The organism is Siphonobacter sp. BAB-5385, assembly GCF_002261125.1.
Classification (GTDB): Bacteria; Bacteroidota; Bacteroidia; order Cytophagales; family Spirosomataceae; genus Siphonobacter.
This window is the reverse complement of sequence record NZ_NMPS01000252.1, coordinates 1-25,462: the sequence shown is the minus strand read 5'-3', so window position 1 is coordinate 25,462 and position 25,462 is coordinate 1. Positions and strand designations below refer to the sequence as shown.

Annotated in this window: 19 protein-coding genes, 3 tRNA genes and 1 pseudogene; 13 read left to right on the top strand and 10 right to left on the bottom strand. The window is 49.2% G+C overall.

Going from position 1 to position 25,462, the window contains the following annotated elements; all coding sequences use genetic code 11:
• Nucleotides 1-378: 378 nt before the first annotated feature.
• The gene (locus tag BWI93_RS26405) at nucleotides 379-1,575 is read left to right on the top strand and encodes a PQQ-binding-like beta-propeller repeat protein (protein WP_094816932.1); all 1,197 of its coding nucleotides are present in this window, start codon (nucleotides 379-381) and stop codon (nucleotides 1,573-1,575) included.
• On the opposite strand, the gene BWI93_RS26400 is transcribed toward BWI93_RS26405, so the two are convergent.
• The 5 genes from BWI93_RS26400 to BWI93_RS26380 form a co-directional block, all read right to left on the bottom strand.
• Complete coding sequence (locus BWI93_RS26400) at nucleotides 1,556-1,816, bottom strand: tyrosine-type recombinase/integrase (protein WP_176454348.1); 261 nt, start codon at nucleotides 1,814-1,816, stop codon at nucleotides 1,556-1,558. The two genes, BWI93_RS26405 and BWI93_RS26400, sit on opposite strands and share 20 nt — an antisense overlap.
• Before the next feature lie 173 nt (nucleotides 1,817-1,989).
• Nucleotides 1,990-2,169, bottom strand: coding sequence for an Arm DNA-binding domain-containing protein (locus BWI93_RS26395; RefSeq protein WP_094816930.1), 180 nt, complete (start codon nucleotides 2,167-2,169; stop codon nucleotides 1,990-1,992).
• Nucleotides 2,170-2,420: 251 nt separating this feature from the next.
• Nucleotides 2,421-2,494 (bottom strand) — tRNA-Arg (locus BWI93_RS26390).
• A gap of 63 nt (nucleotides 2,495-2,557) precedes the next feature.
• A tRNA-Pro gene (locus BWI93_RS26385) sits at nucleotides 2,558-2,631 on the bottom strand.
• Between the two features lie 17 nt (nucleotides 2,632-2,648).
• Nucleotides 2,649-2,736, bottom strand: a tRNA-Ser gene (locus tag BWI93_RS26380).
• 100 nt (nucleotides 2,737-2,836) lie between these two features.
• Here BWI93_RS26380 and BWI93_RS26375 point away from each other — a divergent pair.
• The 9 genes from BWI93_RS26375 (at nucleotide 2,837) to BWI93_RS26335 (ending at nucleotide 16,575) form a co-directional block, all read left to right on the top strand.
• Nucleotides 2,837-3,799: a VWA domain-containing protein gene (locus tag BWI93_RS26375; RefSeq protein ID WP_094816929.1), complete on the top strand. Its 963-nt coding sequence runs from the start codon at nucleotides 2,837-2,839 to the stop codon at nucleotides 3,797-3,799.
• A 23-nt stretch (nucleotides 3,800-3,822) separates the two neighbouring features.
• A complete protein-coding gene (locus tag BWI93_RS26370) occupies nucleotides 3,823-4,497 on the top strand; it encodes a hypothetical protein (protein ID WP_094816928.1) in 675 nt (224 codons plus the stop codon).
• A 116-nt stretch (nucleotides 4,498-4,613) separates the two neighbouring features.
• The gene (locus BWI93_RS26365) at nucleotides 4,614-5,558 is read left to right on the top strand and encodes a phosphoribosylaminoimidazolesuccinocarboxamide synthase (RefSeq protein WP_094816927.1); all 945 of its coding nucleotides are present in this window, start codon (nucleotides 4,614-4,616) and stop codon (nucleotides 5,556-5,558) included.
• 185 nt (nucleotides 5,559-5,743) lie between these two features.
• Nucleotides 5,744-6,187: an STAS domain-containing protein gene (locus tag BWI93_RS26360; protein WP_094816926.1), complete on the top strand. Its 444-nt coding sequence runs from the start codon at nucleotides 5,744-5,746 to the stop codon at nucleotides 6,185-6,187.
• Between the two features lie 85 nt (nucleotides 6,188-6,272).
• Nucleotides 6,273-7,220, top strand: coding sequence for a ribonuclease Z (locus BWI93_RS26355; protein WP_094816993.1), 948 nt, complete (start codon nucleotides 6,273-6,275; stop codon nucleotides 7,218-7,220).
• Between the two features lie 114 nt (nucleotides 7,221-7,334).
• The gene (locus BWI93_RS26350) at nucleotides 7,335-8,747 is read left to right on the top strand and encodes a glycoside hydrolase family 28 protein (RefSeq protein WP_094816925.1); all 1,413 of its coding nucleotides are present in this window, start codon (nucleotides 7,335-7,337) and stop codon (nucleotides 8,745-8,747) included.
• Between the two features lie 557 nt (nucleotides 8,748-9,304).
• Nucleotides 9,305-13,909 carry a glutamate synthase large subunit gene (gene gltB, locus BWI93_RS26345; protein WP_094816924.1) on the top strand — a complete coding sequence of 1,535 codons (4,605 nt, stop codon included), beginning with the start codon at nucleotides 9,305-9,307 and terminating at the stop codon, nucleotides 13,907-13,909.
• Nucleotides 13,910-14,015: 106 nt separating this feature from the next.
• Nucleotides 14,016-15,545, top strand: coding sequence for a glutamate synthase subunit beta (locus tag BWI93_RS26340; protein ID WP_094816923.1), 1,530 nt, complete (start codon nucleotides 14,016-14,018; stop codon nucleotides 15,543-15,545).
• A 130-nt stretch (nucleotides 15,546-15,675) separates the two neighbouring features.
• A complete protein-coding gene (locus BWI93_RS26335; protein WP_094816922.1) occupies nucleotides 15,676-16,575 on the top strand; it encodes a hypothetical protein in 900 nt (299 codons plus the stop codon).
• 58 nt (nucleotides 16,576-16,633) lie between these two features.
• Here the strand turns inward: BWI93_RS26335 and BWI93_RS26330 are convergent, their stop codons facing one another.
• From BWI93_RS26330 to BWI93_RS26320, 3 genes are read right to left on the bottom strand one after another with little or no spacing between them, the layout of a single operon-like run.
• Nucleotides 16,634-18,217 carry an MFS transporter gene (locus BWI93_RS26330; RefSeq protein ID WP_094816921.1) on the bottom strand — a complete coding sequence of 528 codons (1,584 nt, stop codon included), beginning with the start codon at nucleotides 18,215-18,217 and terminating at the stop codon, nucleotides 16,634-16,636.
• A 2-nt stretch (nucleotides 18,218-18,219) separates the two neighbouring features.
• The gene (locus BWI93_RS26325; protein ID WP_094816920.1) at nucleotides 18,220-19,281 is read right to left on the bottom strand and encodes an HlyD family secretion protein; all 1,062 of its coding nucleotides are present in this window, start codon (nucleotides 19,279-19,281) and stop codon (nucleotides 18,220-18,222) included.
• 3 nt (nucleotides 19,282-19,284) lie between these two features.
• Nucleotides 19,285-20,607 (bottom strand): TolC family protein, encoded by a 1,323-nt coding sequence (locus BWI93_RS26320; protein ID WP_094816919.1) that lies wholly within the window; start codon nucleotides 20,605-20,607, stop codon nucleotides 19,285-19,287.
• A 101-nt stretch (nucleotides 20,608-20,708) separates the two neighbouring features.
• Between BWI93_RS26320 and BWI93_RS26315 the strand changes: the two genes are divergently transcribed.
• A complete protein-coding gene (locus BWI93_RS26315; RefSeq protein WP_094816918.1) occupies nucleotides 20,709-21,506 on the top strand; it encodes an AraC family transcriptional regulator in 798 nt (265 codons plus the stop codon).
• Between the two features lie 68 nt (nucleotides 21,507-21,574).
• Here BWI93_RS26315 and BWI93_RS26310 read toward each other — a convergent pair whose 3' ends face one another.
• Nucleotides 21,575-22,657: a Gfo/Idh/MocA family protein gene (locus BWI93_RS26310; RefSeq protein ID WP_094816917.1), complete on the bottom strand. Its 1,083-nt coding sequence runs from the start codon at nucleotides 22,655-22,657 to the stop codon at nucleotides 21,575-21,577.
• Between the two features lie 263 nt (nucleotides 22,658-22,920).
• Here BWI93_RS26310 and BWI93_RS26305 point away from each other — a divergent pair, with 263 nt between their 5' ends.
• Together BWI93_RS26305 and BWI93_RS26300 are read left to right on the top strand one after the other, a co-directional pair.
• The gene (locus BWI93_RS26305) at nucleotides 22,921-24,171 is read left to right on the top strand and encodes a pyridoxal phosphate-dependent aminotransferase (RefSeq protein ID WP_094816916.1); all 1,251 of its coding nucleotides are present in this window, start codon (nucleotides 22,921-22,923) and stop codon (nucleotides 24,169-24,171) included.
• 106 nt (nucleotides 24,172-24,277) lie between these two features.
• Nucleotides 24,278-25,068 (top strand): annotated as a pseudogene (locus BWI93_RS26300) (queuosine precursor transporter).
• Nucleotides 25,069-25,134: 66 nt separating this feature from the next.
• Here BWI93_RS26300 and BWI93_RS26295 read toward each other — a convergent pair.
• A complete protein-coding gene (locus tag BWI93_RS26295) occupies nucleotides 25,135-25,344 on the bottom strand; it encodes a PhnA domain-containing protein (protein ID WP_094816915.1) in 210 nt (69 codons plus the stop codon).
• Nucleotides 25,345-25,462 lie beyond the last annotated feature (118 nt).

The following is a 25,462-nucleotide window of genomic DNA, read 5'->3' as shown; positions in this document are numbered from 1 at the left end:
GCTTGGGTTTTTTGGTTTTATAGGGATCGAGTTTGTTTTCTTATATCATTTAGAGGGTGTCCAATACAGCCAAAACCGTAAACGCTGGCTTTGTCAGGTCCCAACGATTATAATTCGCTTCAATTTTAACGAGGGGTTATTGGATCAGCAATGCTAGCGGTATTTGATCGCCGCTTATTGTAACTATAGGGTGAAAGCAACAGTGCTCTCTGGAGTATCAATGCCAAGCCGAGTGTATTCGCAGACGCGATTAGCCGGAACGGGGCTATGGCTGGCTAGAGTACGTTTGATTAATTATTGTAGATCAGTTGCTTAGGATACTAAGCAACTGATCTACTTTTACCAACAATAAGCCTTCTTGATTGAGTACTCCTCTTTATGAAACGACTTCCCCTCTTGTTCTTTTTGTTGTACAGCTTTCTGGGATATGCTCAAAAACAAAATTCTGTTCGAAACGATAAAGCGTTTATGGTCTTGAGCGATCTTAATTTATATGCTATTGATACACAAACGGGTAAGATTGTATGGGTTACAGAAAATGATAGCCTTTTTGCAGGTCCAGTATTAGCTGACTCGACTATTTATGTTCGTACGGCTCGCAACAAAATCTACGGATACCATGTGCATTCGGGTAAAAAGGTATGGGAAAGTCAGTTGACTTCTCCCTATCAGAACCAGACGCCTTACGTTAACCTTTTTACTAATTTCAACTCTCTCGTTATTAGAGATGGACTTATCTATGGGGCTTTTCAACGCAAGGACCACTTAGAAAGATTCGGTTACAACAACACCAACTTTAGTATTCTAGCTATTGATATAAGCAATGGTCAGATTAGATGGTCTTATGAAATGTCACCCCGTTCTTATGATGGGACAACAAAAGACTATATTCCTCTGGGTCATCCTCAATTTCATAGAAATGCCTTGTACATAGAAACTTCCCTAGGTTTTTTAGCTTTAGATGCTTCTACAGGCAACAAATTATGGGAAATAGATTTTCCCTATTCTGAAATTGGAGGACCTAAACCAGCGAGCTATCAACAGTATATCTATACATCCCGGCATGATTCTAATTATAATTCATCAGTTATAGCTTACGATGCCCGGACGGGACGTAAAGCCTGGGCGAATGATCAAATAAAAAATAGCACAACGCTAGAAGTAGTCGACGATATACTCTATGCAGGAGATATGAGAGGTAATCTCTTTGCTTTACAAGCTAATACCGGGAAGGTAATTTGGCAAGTCAAAGCTTCTGAATGGTCTATTTCCCTTAATATGGATAAGAATCTAATTTATACCGTAGGTGAAAAATTATCTGCTTATAACAGAAGTGATGGAACACTTAAATGGGAGATAGATAATAAGGATTTTAGAGGAGAAAAGATACCTACTTCAGCGAACGGGACACTTTATTTCCTCAGTTATGATTCCCTCCATTCAATAAATGCCCTAAATGGTCATTTGAACTGGTCCACTTCATTCAAACAGCATACTATTTCTGTTTCAAAGTATTCCATAGTTCTTGATTCAGAAAGTAAGGGACATTATCCATCTATCTCTCCCATGAAGTAGATGAATCCGATTCGTTACGATTAGCAATGGAAGCGACAATCTGCGATAGTTTGTCAGCTCCCGTTTTCAATTCTTTATTGAAATACCCTTCGGTGATACTCACAGAGCTATGACCTAAACCCGCCGAGATGAAATAAATATCATTGCCCGTCAGTTCACGAGTCATTTCAGCAAAGTTATGTCGGGCAACATGCGTACTGATGGGTTTGTCTATACCGGCTTGCCTGACTGATTCTTTCAATAAACCATTGATTTCAGCGGGCCAGCTCTAATAAGGATATCTTATTCCTTGCCGGTCCTTTCGGAGCTTATTCACTACGGAAATTACTTTGTTCTGGAAAGAATTGTAATACGTTTGATGTGCTTATCTGCAAATCAAAGAAGTTCCCTTACTACCTCTTTACGAGCTTTCCGCTAAAGATCGCGAGCCGATAGGCTGGTGTTTTGCACATTCGCCTTACTTATTTCGGACATGAGCTTGCTGACCTTCTCCCGAATAGCGGCGTTAATAGCTGTCGCGATGGGATGCTCCTTACGCACCTTGTGTTTATCAGTGTTCCAGAAATTTTCGTGTACACTGTATTCCGTAGCCACACGGCGATGCTATTTATTCTGCGTAATTCGAAGCTGAATCTGTTGAGTGTGGTCTTTAAGAAATTCGTAATTTAAGATTCGGGTGTGATGGATATATCCCTCATGAAGATTGCAGGTTTGGGTGTAAGACTAGGGTGTAACTTTTTCCAAACTGTGGCAAACGCTGACGAACGCAGATAAAAGCAAAACGCCCTAGAAACGTGATTTCTAGGGCGTTATAGATTGCCAGCCATTGCCAGCGTGTTGATAAGTGATCCCAGCAGGACTCGAACCTGCAACCTACTGCTTAGAAGGCAGTTGCTCTATCCGGTTGAGCTATAGGACCAGACTCAGCCGGTTTCAGCGTGGTTCACAGAATTCTGAGAACGGGCACTGGTCAATTTAGTAGTCGGGGTGGCCAGATTCGAACTGACGGCCTTCTGCTCCCAAAGCAGACGCGATACCGGGCTACGCTACACCCCGAAAAATTCAAAACTGTGCGGAGAGGGCGGGATTCGAACCCGCGGTACGCTTTAGACGTACGACAGTTTAGCAAACTGCTCCTTTCGGCCACTCAGGCACCTCTCCTTCTCCGTTTCGGTTCGCAAATATAGGCTCTTAAAAACCCCAAACACAAGTTTTTTCGAAAAAAAATTCGTTTTTTGCAGTTTTCACCGTTGATAGCAGTATGATTTTTAATCGTGATTGGGGACGAACGGAGCTGATTTTCATTGCTTTATTCGGTATTCTATACCTCATCTATTTGGGTCGAACTTTTTGGTACGCTCACCGGCTCAATACCTCTGCCCGCTCCGTCGCCCTGAAGTTTTTTCTTCGCTCGGCGGCCATGGGTGCTCTGGTCATTGGGTTGTTGGAGCCTTCCTTCGGCGATCCCGAACGGGATGTGCAGGCCGTGGGCAAGGATATTTTTCTGGTAGTCGATGTCTCTAGCTCCATGGATGCGACGGACATTCAGCCCTCCCGCCTGCAACGCATCAAGTTTGAACTGAATCGACTCATTACGCAGTTTCCCAACGATCGCTTCGGCCTCATCGTTTTTTCCTCGGGCACTTACCTACAGTGCCCGCTGACTTTTGACCGCAACGCCCTGACCGTTTTTATTGAATCACTCAATACCCGCATGCTGACCGACCAAGGGACCGCCTTCGAACCGGCCCTACAAATGGCCCTGGATAAACAGTCGGGCGAGCATACGCGAGCTAATGCTTCGAAAGTCATTGTGTTCATCAGCGATGGTGAAGATTTTAACGGCGTCGCTACCAAAACGCTCCGGTCCATTCGCCGACAGGGGATTCAGCTCTTTTGTCTGGGCATTGGTACCCGCGAGGGTAGCCGCATTCCCTCGGGTAATGGGTTCATCAAAGGCGAGGACGGTACCTTTGTACGTACGTATCTGCAATCCGAGTCGCTGGAGAAAATGGCTGCGACCACCGGCGGCGACTATTACGAAATCACCACCGTACGCAACGATTTCCCGCAACTGACCCAAAGCATCCAGCAGGTAGCCGGGCGGCTGATTGACCAGCGGAAAATAGCCATTACGTCCAATCGCTACTATTATTTCGTCATTCTGGGTCTGGTATTACTGAGTCTGGATATTTTGATCACGGTGCGTACGTTTCGTTTGTAATCCGCTCCGAGTCGAGCTTGTGTATGAATATTTTCTGGTTAAAAATTGCCATCTGGCTGACAACTCTGGGCTGGCCCAGTCAAATTATCCAGCGAAATCAGGCCAAACGCATGGCCGAAGAGGCCTATCGTCAGAAAAAATACGATCAGGCCATTCAATACTACGAATACCTGGAGCGGACGCAACTCGTACCCGATCCGTACATCATTCTGAACATGGCTCACGCGGCCTTTGCTCAAAAAGACACGGCTTTGGCTTTGGAACAGTATAGTCGGCTGATTCGCGTATCTGATGCCTGGATTGCGTCCGCTGCCCTCAATCAGTTGGGGATTCTGGCCTGCTCTTCGGGCGATACACTACGAGCGGAGGAACAATTTCAGCGAGCCCTGGAGCGGAATTCTGAAAACGAACAGGCCCGTTTTAATTACGAATTTGTTCGCCGTCGGCACATTGACCGCCCTGACATGCCCACGACGCCTCCGCCCCCCAACTCCTCGTCCAGTACGCCCCCACCCCAGGCTGCCGAAGTACAGGCTTCCACCCGGAAAGAAGAAATTCTAAAGTCCCTGAATCAGGTCAATCTTTCGGAAGAACAGGCCTTACGCCTGCTGGAATCTTCCCGCAACCAGGAGATTCAGTACCTCCAGCAACACCCGCACCGGGCCGAGAATACGGTAGAGACGAAGGAAAAATGGTAACCCTTCATCTTTCAACTTCGAACGGTCTTTCCGCTTGTGCGTACTCATTGAAGCCAGAAGTTGGCATTTGTACGGAAGCTCGTTAATTTTGCCACCCGCAACTTATACAAAGGTTCATGCCTATCTCCCGTACCGAATTTCAATTTCCCGGTCAGACCGGCCTGTATCACGGCAAGGTTCGTGACGTATACTTTTTTGACGATACGATGCTGGCCATTGCCTCCGACCGTATTTCAGCATTTGACGTGATATTGCCCAGTCCTATCCCTTACAAAGGACAGGTGCTTAATCAGATTGCCGCTCACTTCCTGCAGGCGACGTCAGACCTGGTTCCCAACTGGTTACTGGAAGTACCCGACCCCAACGTTAGTTTCGGCTGGAAATGTGAAGCGTATCCCGTTGAGATGGTCGTTCGAGGCTATCTGGCAGGTCACGCCTGGCGTACGTATCGTTCCGGATTACGGGAGCTTTGCGGCGTAACCCTGCCCGAAGGACTGAAGGAAAATGACCGACTGCCTCAACCCATCATTACACCCACGACGAAGGCTCACGAAGGGCACGATGAGGATATTTCCCGCGAGGAAATCCTCCGGCAGGGATTGATTTCTGAAGAAGAATATACGCAACTGGAGCAGTATACCCTGGCTTTGTTCGAACGGGGGACCCAAATGGCCGCCGATCAGGGACTTATTCTGGTTGACACAAAGTACGAATTTGGGAAGCGTGGTACGGAGATTTACCTGATCGATGAAATTCATACGCCCGATTCGAGCCGCTATTTTTACGCCGACGGATACGCCGAACGGCAGGCGGCGGGCGAAACCCAGCGGCAACTCTCCAAAGAGTTTGTGCGGGAGTGGCTCATTGCTAATGGATTCCAGGGAAAAGAAGGTCAGACTGTTCCCGCCATGTCGGAAGAATGGACGCAGGAAATATCGCATAGATACATCGAGCTGTTTGAAAAAGTGACGGGCCGTACGTTTGCTCCAACCCCCGATCCCAACGCTCTGGCCCGTATTGAAGCCAATGTGCAGGCCTTGCTGGCGGCGAGAAATAGCTAGTTGTTTGTTGTTTTTACAAATAGATTTTTAGTTGAAAATGGTGCCACTAGTTCCATTAGATTAATCAGCTGAACATTTGTAGAGCTTCAGCAATCTCCTGACCAGTAACCCCAACAACTATCAACCAACAACACTGCATAGACTATCAACCGAAACTAAAAATCATAAAGGACCACTGTAAACGTATGGAGTTTAAAATAGAAAAAAGCCAGCAGTACGTATTGATCGACGTGAATACGGCGACTATTGATACGGAAGTTTCCCAGGGCATTTCCAAGTCCGTAGCCTCCCTCTGGAAAGAAGGCTACACGAACATGGTGTTTGATCTGGAAAAGGTACAAACGATCGAGCAGGATGGTTTTTCGGTACTGCGTAAAGCCAACGAACTGTGTCTGCGGGACGGCGGTCTGCTGGTACTGGTAAGCAAGGACGAGGACTTAATCGAAAGCTTGGATGAAGCCAAAATCCGGGATCTGACGATTCTGCCGACCGTCGAAGAAGCCGTGGACGCCGTATTCATGAACGAACTCGAAGGCGAATTCCGCGAAGAAGAAGACGATGAATACGATTACGGCGGAAGTGCCGATGAAGAAGGCGGCAGCTCTTCCAGCAAAGACGAAGAATATTAAACGAAAAGCTGGCCTAAGGGCTGGCTTTTTTTGGATGAGGAATAATTCTTTTCCGTTCCCACGTAAACACAAACCTTACAAAGCTTTGCAATTTCAAGTCACCATTTTAGGTACGGGTTCCGCTACGCCAACCCTGCAAAGAAATCCTACGGCTCAGTGGATTACGTATGACAATGAGCATTTTTTGCTGGATTGCGGCGAAGGTACACAGCTACAGATTCTGCGGTATAAACTGCGGCTGAGTAAGCTGCACCACATTTTTATTTCCCACTTACACGGTGACCATTACTTTGGACTGTTTGGACTTCTGACGAGTATGAGTCTGGCCCAGCGGCTGGAACCGCTCGTGATTTACGGTCCGCACGGTCTGGATGAAATCATTACCACGCATTTCAAATACTCCAATACGTTACTGACCTATCCGCTGGAATTTCGCACCACCAATCCAACCCAGGTTGAACGCATTCTGGATCACCCGCACCTGACCGTCGATACTGTTCCGTTGCAGCACCGCATCCCCTGTACCGGTTTTATCTTCCGGGAAAAACCCCGGGATCGGAATCTGATTCGTGGGCTGGTGCCCCCCGAGGCTCATCCGAACGAGTTGATTCAGCTGAAACACGGAAAAGACGTACTGGATGAAAACGGCCAGGTAAAATACCGTTTCGAGGATCTGACTACTCCGCCGCCCACGCCCCGCAGCTACGCGTTTTGTTCGGACACTATTTATCTGCCCGAACTGTATCAGTACGTACAGGAAGTGGATTTGCTGTACCACGAAGCCACATTTGCGGACAATTTGCTTGAGCGAGCTGTACGGACCAACCATTCCACGGCCCGACAGGCGGCTCAGGTTGCCCGCGATGCTCAGGTGGGTCAGTTGCTGTTGGGACATTTCTCGTCGCGGTACCGGGAAGTAGACCACCTCTTGCCCGAAGCCCGTGCAGTGTTTGCGAACACGTTTCTGGCCGAAGAAGGACATACGTATGCCGTCGGGATCAATCCCCAGAGCATCGAGCATCAGCCTTTCTAGGGCTCACACTATCCTGTAGCTTCCTGCCCGGAACCTCGTTTCTGAAAGAAATGTGGTTCTTTCGTCATTGGTTTACAAGCCGTGGTTCTTTACTAACACACGACCTAATACACTATGACGAAACACTTGCTTCTCTTTTTTCTGCTGTTGAGCCTGCATACGAAGGCTCAAAACCTGGACTGGGTTACCAAGACGGGTGCCCGCCGTTTCCCCGAGGCTTCCCAGGAATTTAGCGTAAATGCCTACGGAGCCAAAGCCGACGGCAAAACGCTCGCCACCAAAGCCATTCAAAAAGCCATTGATGCCTGTGCTCAAAAAGGCGGCGGTATCGTCACGTTCAAGCCGGGCAGCTACGTAACGGGGGCTTTGTTTGTAAAATCGAACGTACATTTAAAGATCAATAAAGACGTCCTGATTCTGGGCAGTGAGAAGCTGGAAGATTACCCCGACATCGATACCCGCGTGGCCGGGATTGAAATGAAGTGGCCCGCCGCCTTGTTCAATGTGATGGACGCCAAAAATGCAGCCGTTACGGGTGAAGGCGTAGTGAATGCCCGGGGAAAATTTAACTGGGATCTATACTGGAAAACCCGCAAGGAATACGATACCAAAGGCCTACGCTGGATCGTGGATTACGATGTGAAACGCGTCCGTACCTTTCTGGTGCAAAATTCCAGCGACATTACGCTGAAAGGGCTTACGTTCAAAAACGCGGGTTTCTGGACGGTACAACTCCTGTATTCGGATCACCTGACCGTGGATGGCGTCGTAATTCGGAATAATGAAGACGGCAGCGGTCCAAGTACCGACGGCGTGGACGTGGATTCCTCGACCTGGGTACTGATCGAAAACTGTGACATTGATTGTAATGACGATAATTTCTGCCTGAAGGCCGGTCGCGACTGGGATGGTCTGCGGGTGAATAAGCCCACGGAATACGTGGTCATTCGCAAGTGCATTGCCCGCCGCGGGGCCGGACTAGTCACGCTGGGTAGCGAAACCTCCGGCGGCATCCGCCACGTACTGGCGACCGATCTTTACGCCAAACACACCGATAACGGCTTACGCATCAAGTCAGCCACGACCCGCGGCGGTACCATTGAGGACATTTACTTTCAGAATACGGAAATGGATTCGCTGAATACGGCTTTCCAGTTTAACCTCAACTGGTATCCGGCCTACAGCTACTCCACGCTTCCCGCGGGCTATACCCATGAAACGATCCCCGCTCACTGGAAAGCAATGCTTCAGAAAGTAACTCCGGCGGAAAAGGGAATTCCCTACGCTAAAAATATCTACGTGAAGAACGTCAAAGTAACCAACGCCCAGACGGCTTTCGTCGCTACCGGACTGGAGCAATCATCCCTGAAGAATTTTGTCTTCACCGAGAGCAGCATCCAGGCCCAGGAACTAGGCGTGATGGAGTACACGAGCGACTGGCATTTCGATCAGTTGAAACTATCAATCGGTAAAAAACAGCCTAAAAAGAAAACAGGTGGAGTTGAAGACGAGGAACGACTCAAATAAGTAATCTGCCCTCCCTGCCCTTTTCCCAAACCGTATGGCCCGAAAGCTGTACGGTTTTTCTGTGAATACCCCATTTGTTCGCCATTCAGGCCGGTTTGCCTAGATTTTGTTTTCCGTTTTAGCATTTCCCAGCAGGTTTCATCTTTTTTTTATTAAAAATTCATTTTGAAACTTAACAAAACCTTAAAACCGGTTTTTTTACATTTTCCACAAGCGATGAACGATTTTTGAAACCTTCAACAGACGGTTCCTGAAATTTTCTTTTCTGAATCAGCGAAATAGAAACCTAGTTAGTTAATTATTAAATTTTCAAGATTAATTGTCTTTTATTAGGAATATAAAAAAGTTAACACTAAATTTAATTATTTCTTTAAATCTTAAGGATTCCAAATATTCTATGGCTAATACGATTTTTAACCAATTATTTTTTGTAGTATCTTAGCAGACCAGTTTAAAATCTGTTGTTCTTTTCTCCCTTGATACAGGTTTTGTTCTGAGATTTTCCATCTGATTGCATTACCGAATTTTGAATTTTTACCGAGCAAACCGTTAGGAATATGTCTGACCAGCCTAACCAGCAACCTCTGGGCCTCTACCGCCCTGAATTTGAGCACGATGCCTGTGGCATTGGCTTCATTGCCAATATGAAAGGCCGCAAGTCGCACCGTACCGTCCGCGATGCCATCCAGATTCTGGAACGCATGGATCACCGCGGTGCCTGTGGATGCGATCCGAACTCCGGTGACGGAGCCGGCATTCTGCTGCAAATTCCCCACGAGTTTTTCCTGAAAGTATGTGCCAAGGAAGGCATTAGTCTGCCCGCCGCCGGGGATTACGGTGTAGGAATGACGTTCTTCCCGAAAGATTCCGCCGTACGTCAGGAATGCAAGGAAGTCATTCATCGTCAGGCCCTGGAACTGGGCCTGGAAATTCTGGGCTACCGCGTCGTTCCCGTGAACAATGCGGATATTCAGGGAGCCGATTCCGGCAACTCTGAACCTCAGATGGAACAGTTGTTCATTCGCCGTCCGGCCCACCTGACGGGTGAACTGGATTTCGAACGGAAGCTGTACGTATTCCGTCAACTCGTAACGCGGGTCGTGAACGAAGCCGTACGGGGCGTGAACGAGAAGTTCTATTTCTCGTCGCTTTCGACGCGTACCATCATTTACAAGGGGATGCTCACGACGATGCAAACCCTGCCTTATTTCCTCGATTTACAGAATGAATCGGTGACCTCGGCTTTTGCCATCGTTCACAGCCGATTCTCTACCAATACCTTCCCCGAGTGGAAACTGGCTCAGCCTTTCCGTTTCATTGCTCACAACGGTGAGATCAATACGGTTAAAGGAAACGTAAGCTGGTTCAAAGCCACGTCAGCCCTGTTTAAATCGGATGTTTTCTCCGACGAGGAACTGAAGATCATTCGTGAGGCTCTTTGCCCGGCGGGTCAGTCCGATTCGGCGAGCCTCGACAACGCCATCGAATTACTGTACCTGGCAGGTCGCTCGTTGCCCCATGTGATGATGATGCTCATTCCCGAGGCCTGGGATGGTAACACGGAAATGGATCTGCAACGGAAAGCATTCTACGAATACCATGCGGCCCTGATGGAACCCTGGGATGGTCCGGCGTCAATTTCGTTTACTGACGGAAAAATCATCGGTGCTACGCTCGACCGGAATGGTCTGCGTCCAAGCCGTTTCTGGGTACTCGACGACGATACCGTGATCCTGTCTTCGGAAGCAGGGGTACTCGACATCGATCAGTCGAAAGTAGTTTCGAAAGGTCGTCTGCAACCCGGTCGTATGTTCGTAGTGGACATGGAGCAGGGTCGCATCATTCCTGACGAAGAACTGAAATCCGAAATTTGTGCGGCTCAGCCCTATCAGAAATGGCTGAACAAGTATAAAATCACGCTGAACGATCTGCCCGAACCCAAAACGGAGTGGAATACGCCTTACGATAAGGAACTCATCACCAAGCAACAGGTATTCGGCATGACGTCGGAAGACATCCGGATGATCCTGACGCAGATGGTGGAAACTGGTAAGGAAGCACTCGGTTCGATGGGGGTAGATACGCCACTGGCGATTCTGTCCGACCAGAGCCAGCACCTGAGCCATTACTTCAAGCAATTGTTTGCCCAGGTAACCAACCCGCCCATTGACCCGATTCGGGAGCGTACGATCATGTCCTTGATCAGCTACGTGGGTGGTTACGGAAACATTCTGACGGAATCACCGGAACACTGCAAAGTGCTGGAATTACGTCAGCCCGTGCTGGACAATACACAACTGGAAAAAATCCGGAACATTGACACCCGGCATTTCACCAATAAGACGGTATACACGACCTTCCGGGCTAGCGGCGGCGTGGGTGCTCTGAAAAAAGCCCTCAAACGGATTTGCGAGGACGCGGAATACGCCGTCAATGACGATTACCAGATCATTACGCTTTCCGACCGTGGCGTGGATTCCAACCACGCTCCAATCCCTTCATTGCTGGCTACCTCAGCCGTCCACCAGCACCTGAGCCGCAAAGGTTTACGGGCCAAAGTGGGTCTGATCGTAGAAGCGGGTGATGTTTGGGAAACGCATCACTTTGCTACCCTGATCGGTTTCGGAGCGGCAGCGGTGAACCCGTACATGGCCTTCGAAACGATTTCGAACATGCGGGATAAAAACCTCGTATCGGTTCCCTACGATTTCGATAAACTTTGCCAGAATTACATCAAGGCGGTCAACGGTGAGTTGCTCAAGATCTTCTCGAAAATGGGCATTTCCACGCTTCAGAGTTACCAGGGAGCTCAGATTTTCGAAGCTCTGGGTATTACGAAAGAAGTGGTGGATGAATACTTCACCGGAACGGTTACGCGGATTGGCGGTCTGAACCTGGACGGTATTCAAACTGAAGTACTGATTCGTCACCATCAGGCCTTCCCGGAGGCTCACGTGGGCAATCCGCGTCTGGAAGTGGGTGGCGTGTACCAGTGGAAGCACCGGGGTGAATTCCACCTCTTCAATCCTGAAACGGTTCACGCCCTTCAGCAATCGACGAAGAAGAACGATTTCGAGCTGTTCAAGAAATATAGCAAAGCCATCGACGACCAGACCCAGAAAACGGCCACTTTACGCGGCCTGCTGGATCTGAAACTGTTGCCCCAATCGGAGTGGCTGAAAGACGAAGAAGTGGAGTCCATCCAGAGCATCATGACGCGATTTGCGACGGGTGCCATGTCCTTTGGTTCCATTTCCTGGGAAGCTCACTCCACGCTGGCCATTGCCATGAACCGGATCGGCGGTAAGTCGAATACGGGCGAAGGCGGTGAAGATCCGAAGCGTTTCTATACGGTACTGCCCAATGGTGATTCGATGAACTCGGCCATCAAGCAGGTAGCTTCCGGACGTTTCGGGGTGACGATGGAATACCTGACGAACGCTCAGGAGTTACAGATTAAAATGGCTCAGGGAGCCAAGCCCGGCGAGGGTGGTCAGCTGCCCGGTCATAAAGTAGATGCCTGGATTGGAAAAACGCGTCACTCGACGCCCGGCGTAGGTCTGATTTCGCCCCCGCCCCACCACGATATTTACTCGATTGAAGATTTAGCCCAGCTGATTTTTGATTTGAAGAATGCGAACCGTCAGGCTCGTATCTCGGTAAAACTGGTATCAGAAGCGGGTGTGGGTACGGTAGCTACGGGTGTAGCGAAAGCCCATGCTGATCATATCCTGATTGCTGGTCACGATGGCGGTACGGGAGCCTCTCCCCTGTCGTCGATTCGTCACGCGGGTCTGCCCTGGGAACTGGGTCTGGCCGAAACGCACCAGACGCTGGTACGTAACCGCTTACGGGGTCGCGTCACCATTCAGACGGATGGTCAGCTGAAAACGGGTCGTGATATTGTCATTGCAGCCCTGCTTGGAGCCGAAGAATTTGGCGTAGCCACGGCAGCTCTGGTCACGATGGGTTGTATCATGATGCGGAAGTGTCACCTGAATACCTGCCCGGTGGGCGTTGCCACGCAGAATCCGGACTTACGGGCTCTGTTCACGGGCGATGCCGATCACGTGGTGAACCTGTTCCAATTCCTGGCAAACGAAGTGCGTGAGTACATGCGGAAGCTTGGTTTCCGGACCATCAACGAAATGGTGGGTCACGTCGAGCGTCTGAAAGTACGCGAAGGCGTTCAGAACTGGAAAGCTAAGTCGGTAAACCTGGGAGCCATTCTGTACCGCGATCCGATGTACGATACCGAGCCGATGGTGAAAGTAGAAGAGCAGGATCACGGACTGGACGTACAGCTCGACTGGGCCATGATTGAAAAGGCCAAAGCGGCTCTGGAAAATCAGGAAAAAGTAACGGGCGAATTCCCCATCATCAACGTGAACCGGACGGTAGGTACCATGCTTTCCAACGAAATCACGAAGGTGTACAAGGCCAAAGGTTTGCCCGCCGGAACGATTCACTTCAAATTCCGGGGTACGGCCGGACAAAGCTTCGGAGCGTTTGGTACCCACGGGATGCGACTGGAACTCGAAGGCGATGCCAACGATTACGTAGGCAAGGGCCTTTGCGGTACGGAGCTGATCATTTACCCCGACCGTAACATCAAACCAGACTTTATCCCTTCCCAGAATAGTATCGTCGGTAACGTGTGCTTCTACGGAGCCACTTCCGGTGAAGCCTATATCCGGGGTATGGCCGGCGAACGTTTCGGCGTTCGGAACTCGGGTGCCAAAGTAGTCGTCGAAGGTATTGGCGATCACGGTTGCGAGTACATGACGGGTGGTTTAGTAATCATTCTGGGTAATACCGGACGTAACTTCGGTGCGGGTATGAGTGGCGGTGTCGCGTACATCTGGGATAAAAACGGTGATTTTGCTGACAAGGTCAATCCGGAAATGATTGCTCTGGAAAAACTCAGCAGCGAAGATCACAACATCGTTCGGATGTACGTTGAGAAACACCAGTCGTACACGAAATCGAAAGTAGCAACCATCGTACTCGATAACTGGGATACCATTGCCGATCAGTTTGTGAAGGTGATGCCGACCGACTTTAAGCAGGCTCTGGCCAACAAAGGCATTGCCCTGAGCGATCAGATTGCGAACAAAGAAGTCGTATACGGTGACTTTGTAGCAGACGTGCTGGCAAAATAATGATTCGGGAGGATTCCCGCCCCTGGGAATCCTCTCCACTCTCCCTTTCAAGTTTTCCAATTCGATCATTTGTACTGCCTTCGGGTAGTCACTATTCATACGTACAATGGGCAAACCAACTGGTTTTCTGGAATTTACGCGAGAATTACCTAGCAAACGTCCGGTAGCTGAGCGTAAACTCGATTACAAGGAAATTGACATTGATCTGTCTTTTGAACAAGTACAGACCCACAATGCCGCCCGCTGCATGGATTGCGGTATTCCTTTCTGTCACAACGGTTGTCCGCTGGGAAACATCATCCCGGAATTCAACGACGCCGTCTACGAAAACAACTGGGGTCTGGCTTACGAAATTCTGAGCTCGACCAACAACTTCCCGGAATTTACGGGTCGTATCTGTCCGGCTCCCTGCGAGGCTTCCTGCGTCCTGGGTATCAACAAGCCCCCCGTTACGATTGAGTACATCGAGAAATCCATCATCGAGTACGCCTTTCTGAACGGTTACGTGAAGCCCCTGCAAATCGATGAGAAAGACCGTACGGGGAAGAAAGTAGCCGTCATCGGTGGCGGACCTGCGGGTCTGGCCGCGGCGGCTCAGCTCAACAAAGCGGGTCACTGGGTCACCGTTTACGAACGGGCCGATCAGGTGGGTGGCTTGTTACGCTACGGCATCCCCGATTTCAAACTGGAAAAATGGACCATCGACCGCCGCGTGGAAGTGATGAAAGCTGAAGGCATCACCTTTAAAACGGGCGTTAACGTGGGCGAAGCAATTTCCGGCTCGGAACTGCTCGATCAGTATGATCTGGTCATGCTTTCGGGTGGTTCGACCGTGGCCCGGGGTATCAATAAAACCTGGGATGGAAAAGACGTGATTGGTTGGGATACGTATCTGAACAAAGGCGTACACCCGGCGATGGAATTCCTGAGTCAGCAAAACAAGCGGAATGCCAACATTGATCGCGTACACGATCATCGCGGTATGGCTTATAAAAACGGTGAACTGCTCGCGACGGGTAAACACGTGGTGGTTATTGGTGGTGGCGATACGGGTTCTGACTGTATCGGTACATCCAATCGTCATTCGGCGGCTTCGGTTACGCAGGTAGAAGTAATGCCCGAACCTCCGAAAGAACGTCACCCGGGTACGCCCTGGCCCTTATGGCCGAACATGAAACGGACCAGCACCTCACACGATGAAGGTTGCGAACGTTTCTGGAGTATTTCCGTGAAAGAATTTATCGGTGACGGTGACAAACTGACGCACCTGCGTATTGCCGATATCGTCTTGACAGTAGTGGATGGCAAAGCTCAGAACGTAGAACAGAACGAACGCGTGGTTCCCTGCGATCTCGCTCTGATTGCCGCTGGCTTCCTCCACCCCCAACGCGAAGGCCTGTTGTCGCAACTGGCTGAACAGGGACTGGAATTTGACAACCGCGGCAACGTACTTTCGGATGATTACCAGACGGGTATCGACAAAGTATTCGTAGCAGGTGATATGCGTCGCGGACAATCGCTGGTGGTATGGGCCATCAGTGAAGGTCGCGAAGCCGCCCGGGCTGCTGACTGCTACCTCAACGGTGGAACTTCGAAACTGGAGGCAAAAGCCAAGTCGATGTTTGCGGTGGTTTAAGTACTTGCATTAATATATTCAAAAAGCTTCTGAAATCAATCAGAAGGCTTTTTTGAATATATGTTCGGTTTCTTTGCTTTGTTTTATCATACCAACGTTTACTTTTGACCGAATTTTATCCCCCTCATTTATGATCCTTTCTTTACGTTTTTACCTAAGCTTTCTAGCCTTAGCTACCCTTACTATTTTCCCTGTATTAAGTCAGGACCTTACCCAGCCCGTACTGTTCGCCAGAAACGATACGCCAGCTTCTAATTCTACACAAAAGCCTACCCAGTTGCGAGCAAATGCTGATTTGTTAAATACCATTACAGGTACTTATGCAAACTATCCTGTTATAGGTGGTGGTAATAGTTATTATGGTGCCGTAACGGGAGTCAATGGTTTTGGTGACAACAATACCTTTCTAGGACACCAAGCAGGATTTGTAAGCAATCGAAGTAAGCGTTACGAAAGTGCTACGGCCCTCGGAGCTAACGCTATGGTTGGTGTAAGTTATGGTATGGTTCTGGGCGACACCAGCAATGTATTAGTCGGCATTGGTACTGCTTTTCCTAATCATCGGCTTACTGTTCGAGGTCATTTAAACCTTTTATCCGCCAGTACCTTTCGTTTTCAAAACGATCCTTTTCTAAATATCAATGAAGAGAAATTAACCTTGGGTGGTGATAACGGTCATCGTTTCCCAGTAGAAATTTCTTCCAGTCTGCGGTACCCAATTGCCTCTACTAATGAATGGGCCGATTACGTATTTCTTCCTTCCTACCAGCCGATGTCTTTGGTAGAGACGGAACGCTTCATTCGTAAAAATGGCCATTTACCCCATGTACCCTCAGCGGAAGAAGTAGTCGCCAATGGCATTGATGCCGCCCAAATAGACGCTACCTTACTACGAAAAATTGAAGAACTTACGTTACACGCGATTGAACAGCAAAAGCAAACCGATGCCTTGCAAAAGGAAAATGCAGCGTTAAAAACGTTGCTTGCATTGATGCAAAAACGACTAGAAAAGCTAGAAGCTAAACAATAGAACCGTTATTCATTCAACGAAAAACCCTTCCAGTAAAACTGAAAGGGCTTTTTGTATATCAAAACGGTATCGGCGGTTGTCGCGTAAAGAGAAGCTTCGTCCGCAGGTAAGGTACCAAGGCAATCGCCAGCATGGTTACGCCAATGACAGCGGCCACGATCAGGTAATAATCCATCGAGTAGCGAAGCTGGGTTTGCAGATCTACCGTTTGACTCAACCACTTGTTCGCCGCCAGACTGGCCTGATCCCCCGCCATACCTTGGTGCATCAGCATTTCCCTGTACTGGGCTAAGCGTTGCAGCGTGTACGGGTTGGTGGCAGTTACCTCATCCTGTAAATGATGGTAGTGCAGACTTTTTGAAAACAGGCGGGTGAAATTCAAAATCCCCATACTTAAACTAAAACCCGTAAATCGCACGAGAATCCCCACCGCCGAAGCTGAACTACTGATCGACGCCGGTACGGCCGATACGTAGAAGTTAATGATTGGGACCATCAGGGTGGCAGCCCCTAGTCCCTGAAAAAACAGCGGAATGACGTAATAGACCGGTTCGGCCTGGTTGGAAAACAAACTGTACATCCAGACGTGAAATATCCCCAGAAAGGCAAAGCCCGTCAGTAAAATCAGTCGCAGGCTTTTTTTAAGAATGACGAATCGGGATACGACCAGTGACCCCACGGCAATGCCTGCCATATTGACCAGCATCAGTTCAGAAACGTGAATCGGGTCCATTTTTAATACCGTGGCAAAGTACGTTGAGCTTAACCCCAAGGCCCCCCGGCATACGTAAAACACCAGCAGGATCAGCAGTCCCAGCACGAACGACGAACTTTTAAAGACGCTCAGATTGATATACGGACGTTTCAAGGACCGCTGCCGTAAGATAAACAAGGTCGCCAAAGCCAGACTCCCGAGCAAACAGAACCAGATCCTGGGTGAATCCAAGCCATTTTCCTGTTGTCCGTATACCATCATGTACGCCCACATCAGCAAGGCCGGAACCATCAGTACGAAACTGATCCATTCCACCTGATACAGGGGTATGTGGCGTTTCAACCGTACGTGATTCATGATCAGCAACAGCAGGATGGCTCCGGGCAGCTGCATATAAATCATGAGCATATACAAGGCATTGAATTCCAGGTACTGCAAGGCCCAGGAAACCACCAGCGACGACAAGGGAGCCGAGACCAGCAGCAGTCCGTAAAACACGGTGTAGCCCATGATACGAACCCGTTCCGTACGCATCCGCGAGAAAATCAGGTTCATGGAAGTAGCGATAATCCCACTGATACAGATTCCCTGGAAAAACCGAAGGACAAACAGAATGTGTGGCTGACGCACGTGGTATAAGGCCAGGTTAATCAGGATCGTTAGCAGAAGGCCAAGCAGAAAGTAATGTTTCGCCGCAAAATAGCTGACCAGCCGTTGTTCGAGCGAAAAGAAACTCGCTAGTGCCACGTAATACACCAGAATGGAAAACTGCACGTCGGCAGGCTCAATGCCGTAATAGCCGACGGTTTCATTGACGTTTCCGGCATATAGACCCAGCAGAAATAGCCCCGGCATCAGTACGATGAACAGCGTAGCCCGAATGAACCACTCGGGTACCCAGCGTTTGAATATGGGCAGGGTTTCCATCGTTAGGCTCCTTTCTTAAGGGTTACAACGGCGTTCATACCCGCCCGTAATCCTTTGGTTGTATTCGCGTCGTCGGTGAGTTTGATCCGGATTGGCACGCGTTGAATGATTTTCACGAAGTTTCCCGTGGCATTATCGGGCGGCAGTAACGAAAAGCGGGAACCCGTGGCGGCCGACAGCGAGACAATTTCACCGTGAAAAACTTGTCCGGGAAAGGCATCCGTTTCGATGTTCACGGGCTGACCGATGTGCATGTGCTGTAACTGGGTTTCCTTGTAGTTTGCAACGACCCACTTTCCTTCTTCGGAATCCACCATGAAAGCAAGCGTTTGCCCCGCCTGAATTAACTGGCCCTTTTGAATGCTTTTCTTGCCCATTTTTCCGTCGTACGGAGCCCGAATGACGGCGTAGGAAATCTTCAGTTTGATCTCATCCAGCACGGCCTGACGGCGTTTAATTTCCGCCAGAGCGACGGCCTTCTGAGCCGTAATGTCATCGGTTTTGGACAAGGATGTTTCGTATGATTTCTGTAAAGCCTCGTACTCCGATTTCGCTACGTCAAGGGCCATCTTCACGTTCTCAAATTGCTGCCGGGTGACGGATTCCGTGGCGAGCAATTTCTCGTACCGGTCATAATCCTGCTGTTGTTTGACGAGCTTGGCCTTGGCCGCTCCGATCTGTAATTGATTGACCACCGCGTTTTTATCGGACGTAATCGTATTACTGTGCAGCACGCCAATCTGAGCCTTTGCCGTCATCAGGGCCGCTTCGGCCTCGGCTTTCTGAATCTGGTATTCGTCGTCATCGATGACTACCAGCGTATCGCCTTTTTTCACTTCCTGATCGTCTTTGTAGTAGACTTCCCGTACGTAACCCGTCACGCGGCTCGTCACGGGGTTGATGTATTCGTCGATCTGGGCATCGTTGGTTGCTTCAAAATGGTACAGATCCCAGAGCGATTGTCCGCCCCAGACGGCTAATCCCAGCAGAATCACTAAAGCCACCCAGGCCGTTACCCGGGTGATGAGTCGATCGGTTCGCGTTTGTTTGGATGAGGGGTTCATGGCTTATAAATTTCCAGTCGTATGTAAGAGTTGATAGTATTGAAGTCGAGCCATCAATCGGGCCGCCGCCAGATCGTACTGACTTTGCAGCAGTTGGGTATCGGCATCGATCAGATCCGTGAGTAAGGCCAGTTGATTGAAATAGGTATTCTTCACAATCCGGTAGTTTTCGGCAGCCTGCTTGATACTTAGCTCGGCCACCTGAATCCGTTGGAGGGATTCGCCGTATCGCACGTACGCTTCCTTCACGGCCTGTTTGACCTGATCCTGGCGATCGGAGGTAATCACCTCCTGACGTTGCACGTCAATAGCCGCGGCCTGAATTTTATGCTTGTTGTGGTAGAGCGACGAAAGTGCGTACGAAGCCTTCAGGCCACCCATGCCAAAACCGTATAAAGCTCCGGTGTAGGGAAAAAAAGTAATCTGCGGGTAGCCGTACTGATACTCGGCGAAAAGCCCCACTTTAGGTTTATTCTCGGCTTGTATTTCTTTCAAGCGTAAACCGGTTAATTCCTGTTCTTTCTCCGAAATCCGCAGCAGGTGGGCATGGTCGAAGGCATCATCCAGGTACGAATCATAGCTCCGATTGAGCGAATCTCCCTCTACCAGAGCTACGGGCTGGATTGTTATGGTCTCGGACAGCCCGATCATCAGATTCAATTTCTGACTGGTGATGGCGATGGAATTTTCGATTTCCCGTAAGGCCATCTTCTGGCGGGATAACTGAAGCTCGGCCCGTAAGAGGTCACTCCGGATGACGACCCCGTTTTTGTGCAGTTCACGGATTTCCGTCAGCCGTTTTTCGGCTTCTTCTATATTTTTCAGCGTTAAATCTTTGAATATCAAACTTCGTTGCAAATCCAGGTACACCGCCGCAACGCGTAGCTTTACCTGCGATACGTTTTCTTCTTTCTGAATCTCAACCCGTTCGTGCTCGGTCTCCTCGCTTTTGATTTTCGTTTGCAGTTTCTTTCCTTCGTACAGGTTGAAGTAGGCTTCGGTCTTCAACTGAAACATGTTGTGCAAAACCGGATACTGCGTTGGCGTATTCAGGATACCCCGTTCGTAAATCGGGAGATTCGTGATGCGGGCGTACTGCGTACTGGCTCCGATTTCGGGCAGCCGTTCGCTTTTCGTATCCTGCACTTTTTCGTGACTGATCTGAATGCGAAGGTTTTGTTCCTGAAGCGTTTTGTTAAACTGTTCGGCCTTTTGCCAGGCTTCTGTTAGCGTAAGCGTCTGATGGGTTTCTGGTGGAATGGTTTGGGCCTGCGTTACTCCGATCAGGTTGATTCCGAGCAGTATAGCCCGTATGCATCGTTTCATTTTGCGTTACTCGTTGACAAACACAAAATTAGAATAATACAAATTGAGCCATTTTATATAAATTGCCAATTATTTGTCAATTTCAGCCATACGTTATTTTTATGAATTCGTATACAAGGGAGTATTTGCAGACTATTGATCAATTTCAAGATTCAATATTCATTATTCATAAAAAGCAGGAAGAGACGTTTCCGTACCACTTTCACCAAAAAGGACAATTTACGTATATTGAAGGTGGTATCTCCTATCTATATACCCGCGACAAAGCCTATTTTCTTCCCGCCCGCCATTTCATCTGGATTCCGCCCGAGCTGGAGCACTATGTACTCCATACCTCGTCAACGTTACGCGTAACCAATCTGTACCTGCCTTCGGAAAACGATTTGACGCATCCGTTTTTTAGTAAAATGGGCATTTACCCCGTTACGGATTTATTGCTGGAAATGATTCTCTTTTCCGAACGTTGGCAGGGTATGGTTCGACCCGGCGTCTACGCTTATGATTTTCTGCGTACGCTCAAGTACCTGTTGCCCGAAATCGGTCAGCATCCCTTGCCGATTGCCATTCCCACGACGCACAACGAGCGTTTGCTACCCATCATCACGCATTTGCAACAGCACGTATCCAAGCCTCTGCACTTACCGGAAGTTGCCCACGAATTCGGGCTGAGTGCCCGTACCCTATCGCGGCTTTTTCAGCAGGAAATGGAACTTTCATTCTTACAATACGTCAAGATGTACCGGATTGTACGAGCTATTGAGGAGTTGCTACAAACGGATAAATCCATTACTGAAATCGCTTATGACGTGGGGTACACCAGCTTATCGACGTTTAGTAATACCTTTCTGCAACTGGTCAACCGACGGCCTGCGGAGTTTCGAACGGCCAAATCCGTATAAAACAAAAACTGCCAGCTTTCGAGCTGGCAGTCAAAATCTCTATTATCTATCCGTTGTTATCCATAAATCTACAGCATCACCGGCTGCCCCGTCCGTACGGACTCGTCACAGGCGAAGGCAATTTGCAGACTATTTACGGCATCCTGTAAGTGATCCGTCAGGTCCGTATCTTCCTGAATGGCTTTCAGGAAAAACTGCTGTTCCCGCTGACACAGCTCATTATGATCAGGTTCGTCGGTTAGGTTAATCCACTCATCGGCCTGTACGAACTGGTCGTCCTGATTGAGTTTAGCCCGGTGTACTCGTAAGGATTCCGTTTTCGTATGCGAATCAACATTATCGGATTTACCCGCCGCTCCGGCTTCCTTAGCCACAATGGATACGCAACCTTTCGGTCCGATCACATCTTTCACAAAGAAGGCCGTCTCGCTCATCATCGGTCCCCAACCCGCTTCGTACCAGCCTACCGAACCGTCCTCAAAACGGATTTGCAGTTGACCGTAATTGTAATTTGAATCCGGGATTTCGTCGGTAAGTCGAGCCCCGATGGCGTTTACCTGAACGGGCTTCGAACGCGTCATCTGACACATGACGTCGATATAGTGTACGCCGCAGTCCACAATCGGACTTAGGCTCTTCATCAGATTCCGGTGTACCGTCCACATGGTACCGTGGCTCTGCTGGTTGAGGTTCATCCGCATTACCAGTGGCTTACCCATGTCCTGAGCGATTTCCACGAATTTCTCCCAGCTCGGATGGTGCCGCAGAATATACCCTACCACCACTTTCTTACCCGCTTTTTCGGCCGCCGCTACAACGCGTTTGGCACCTTCAACGGTATCCGCCAGGGGTTTTTCGATAAACACATGGGCTCCTTGTTCCAGGGCCATGATCGCGTACGGCTCGTGTGTATCGGGATACGTAGAAATACAAACGGCATCGGGCTGGGTTTCGGTCAAAGCCGTTGCATAATCGTTAAACAGCGTATAACCGCCGCCTAATTTCTCGTTAAGCACTTCCTTGCTTTTTCCGGGTGAAACAATCCCGCAGATTTCGAACCCGTCCAGATTTTGGTAAGCCAGGGCGTGGGAGGCTCCCATATTGCCACAGCCTACGACCAGAACGCGTACCTTGTTGGATGTAAGTGTCATGAAAATGGTAGAGGTAATCCGTTGAGACCCAAGCTCTCCGGTTTGATTAATAATTGAATCGGTTGAAAAAAGGGGTGATTCCCCCGCGAAAAGAATCTGATTTTTGTTCGGAAACAGAATAATCTGCTGAAATCACTCCATCTTTTCCCAAATAACGCGAAATTGCAAACCCCAACCGAGGATACCATGACATATTTTAAAATTTTTTAGTTTCTCGAAGGGGTAGTTTTTTGCTTATAAAAAATTAGGGGTGACCGACGCCTATGGCCTTTTACAAATCGACGCGACTGGACAGTTTACGGTACGAAATTCGTGGTCCCGTTTACGAAAAAGCTCTGGAACTTGAAGCTCAGGGCTATAAAATCATCAAGTTAAATATTGGCAATCCGGCTCCGTTTGGCTTTGATGCTCCCGACGAAATCATCCACGACATGATCGTAAATATTCGGGATGCTCAGGGCTATTCCGATTCCCGGGGTTTGTTCGCGGCCCGCAAGGCGGTCATGCACTACACGCAGAGCATTGGTATCCCGGGGGTTACCATCGACGACGTGTACATTGGCAATGGCGTGAGTGAGCTGATTCTACTGACCATGCAGGCCCTGCTCGACGATGAGGATGAAGTACTGATCCCCTCACCCGATTATCCGCTCTGGACGACCTCGGTAGCTTTGGCGGGTGGTAAGCCCGTTCACTACATCTGCGACGAAGCTTCGGACTGGAATCCCGATATTCAGGACATTGAACGCAAAATCACGCGTCGTACCAAGGCCATTGTCCTGATCAATCCCAACAATCCAACGGGAGCGGTATATTCCAAGGACGTACTGGCCCGCATTGCCCGGATTGCCGAAGAGCACCAGTTGATGCTGTTTTCGGACGAGATTTACGATAAGATTCTGTACGACGGAGCCATTCACTACCCCATGGGTACCCTGGCCACGGATACGCTTTGTTTGACGTTCGGCGGGCTTTCTAAAAACTACCGGGCAGCCGGATTTCGCGGCGGCTGGCTGATTCTGAGTGGAGCCAAGCACCGGGCCAAATCCTACATTGAAGGGTTGAACCTGCTGGCCAGTCTGCGGCTGTGCGGCAACGTTCCGGCTCAATTTGCTATTCAAACGGCGTTGGGCGGTTATCAGAGTATCAACGACCTGGTGATTCCTACCGGACGGCTGTACAAACAAATGCAACTTACCTACGACCGGATTACGGCCATTCCGGGTATTACCTGCGTGAAGCCCAAAGGAGCGTTGTACCTGTTTCCGAAACTGGATCTGAAAAAATTCCGCTTCGCAAACGATGAACAGTTCGTGTACGAACTGCTCGTGGAACAGCGGGTACTGCTGGTTCCCGGTACCGGCTTCAACTACGCCAAAGACGACCACTTCCGCATCGTAACCCTCCCGCCCGTCGAGCAGCTCAACGTGGCGATTGACCGGATCGAAACGTTCCTGGAGCAGGGTACTGAAAAGAAAACCGTTGAAGAACCCCTGGTGGTTCTGCCGCAATAAAACCGAAAGTCAGATGTTTCGCAAAGCATCTGACTTTTTCGTCTATTCCCCCTTTGAATACATATGTTTGGGTGCCGCTCCTTCACTCAAAACCGTACCTTTCCGTATGAATGATCAACCTTTATTTGCCTCCAAACGGCAGATTCTGTTTTTTGTATTGTCTGGCTTTTTTATTGCGAATGCCCTGGTAGCCGAGATCATTGGCGGTAAAATTTTTTCCGTGGAAGGCGTACTGGGCTTACCCTCCGCTAACATCCCGACCCCCTGGGGCGACAAGTGGTCGTTCAACCAGGCAGCGGGGGCTCTTAACTGGCCACTGGTGTTCATCATTGGCGATATGATCAATGAGTATTTCGGCCGAAAGGGGTTCGCTGGTTGTCGTTTCTGACGGCGGGACTCATTGTCTATTCCTTCTTCATCATCTACGCGGCTACGACCTTACCTCCGGCCCAGTTCTGGCTTGATGTTAACAGGGGTACCACCAATTTCAACATCGACTACGCCTACAAAGTCATTTTCCGTCAGGGCTTAGGCATCATCATTGGTTCGATTACGGCCTTTTTGTTAGCTCAGTTTCTAGACGTTACCGTTTTTCAGTACCTCCGCAAGCATACCGGTCACAAGTACATCTGGATTCGGGCGACGGGTTCCACGATAGTATCGCAACTCATTGACAGCTTTGTGGTGGTGTTTGTAGCCTTTTATATTTTTGGTAACTGGTCGGCGGGACAGGCTCTTTCGGTAGCCCTGAATAATTACTTGTACAAATTCATTATCTCACTCCTGACTATCCCCATTTTGTACCTCGTCCATTATCTGATTGATCGCTGGCTAGGTACGGAAAATGCCCGCCAGATTGCGGACGACGCCGCAACGGAATTACCGGTATCGTTGTAAGATTACTGCTTTATACAAGAGCGCCCGGTAGAAATGCCGGGCGGGCTCTTGTATGAGGTGCTTTCGTTAAGATTTCTTCAAAAAGCAGGTCTTCAGGACCAGTTTGGTTTTCTCCACTTTACATTCCACTTCTTCCTCATCATCGGTCAGGCGAATATTTTTGATAGCGGTTCCCTGTTTCAGCGTCATGGAGGTACCCTTTACTTTCAAACTTTTAATCACGACTACTGAATCGCCATCTTTTAATTCGTTGCCATTACTGTCAACTGCACTCATAGGATTTGTTGTTTAAGTTAGGTAAAATGTTATTTGTTTTATTCAATCACAGGTTCGTTATTCGTCTTGCTGAGACGGCTGGTCTTTTAGTCCGTATGCATTCCATGCCGGGCATCGC

Coding starts and splice junctions, on each gene's coding strand:
- BWI93_RS26405 (WP_094816932.1), top strand. CDS start 379: ATGAAACGACTTCCCCTCTTGTTCTTTTTGTTGTACAGCTTTCTGGGA.
- BWI93_RS26375 (WP_094816929.1), top strand. CDS start 2,837: ATGATTTTTAATCGTGATTGGGGACGAACGGAGCTGATTTTCATTGCT.
- BWI93_RS26370 (WP_094816928.1), top strand. CDS start 3,823: ATGAATATTTTCTGGTTAAAAATTGCCATCTGGCTGACAACTCTGGGC.
- BWI93_RS26365 (WP_094816927.1), top strand. CDS start 4,614: ATGCCTATCTCCCGTACCGAATTTCAATTTCCCGGTCAGACCGGCCTG.
- BWI93_RS26360 (WP_094816926.1), top strand. CDS start 5,744: ATGGAGTTTAAAATAGAAAAAAGCCAGCAGTACGTATTGATCGACGTG.
- BWI93_RS26350 (WP_094816925.1), top strand. CDS start 7,335: ATGACGAAACACTTGCTTCTCTTTTTTCTGCTGTTGAGCCTGCATACG.
- gltB (WP_094816924.1), top strand. CDS start 9,305: ATGTCTGACCAGCCTAACCAGCAACCTCTGGGCCTCTACCGCCCTGAA.
- BWI93_RS26340 (WP_094816923.1), top strand. CDS start 14,016: ATGGGCAAACCAACTGGTTTTCTGGAATTTACGCGAGAATTACCTAGC.
- BWI93_RS26335 (WP_094816922.1), top strand. CDS start 15,676: ATGATCCTTTCTTTACGTTTTTACCTAAGCTTTCTAGCCTTAGCTACC.
- BWI93_RS26330 (WP_094816921.1), bottom strand. CDS start 18,217: ATGGAAACCCTGCCCATATTCAAACGCTGGGTACCCGAGTGGTTCATT.
- BWI93_RS26325 (WP_094816920.1), bottom strand. CDS start 19,281: ATGAACCCCTCATCCAAACAAACGCGAACCGATCGACTCATCACCCGG.
- BWI93_RS26320 (WP_094816919.1), bottom strand. CDS start 20,607: ATGAAACGATGCATACGGGCTATACTGCTCGGAATCAACCTGATCGGA.
- BWI93_RS26315 (WP_094816918.1), top strand. CDS start 20,709: ATGAATTCGTATACAAGGGAGTATTTGCAGACTATTGATCAATTTCAA.
- BWI93_RS26310 (WP_094816917.1), bottom strand. CDS start 22,657: ATGACACTTACATCCAACAAGGTACGCGTTCTGGTCGTAGGCTGTGGC.
- BWI93_RS26305 (WP_094816916.1), top strand. CDS start 22,921: ATGGCCTTTTACAAATCGACGCGACTGGACAGTTTACGGTACGAAATT.
- BWI93_RS26295 (WP_094816915.1), bottom strand. CDS start 25,344: ATGAGTGCAGTTGACAGTAATGGCAACGAATTAAAAGATGGCGATTCA.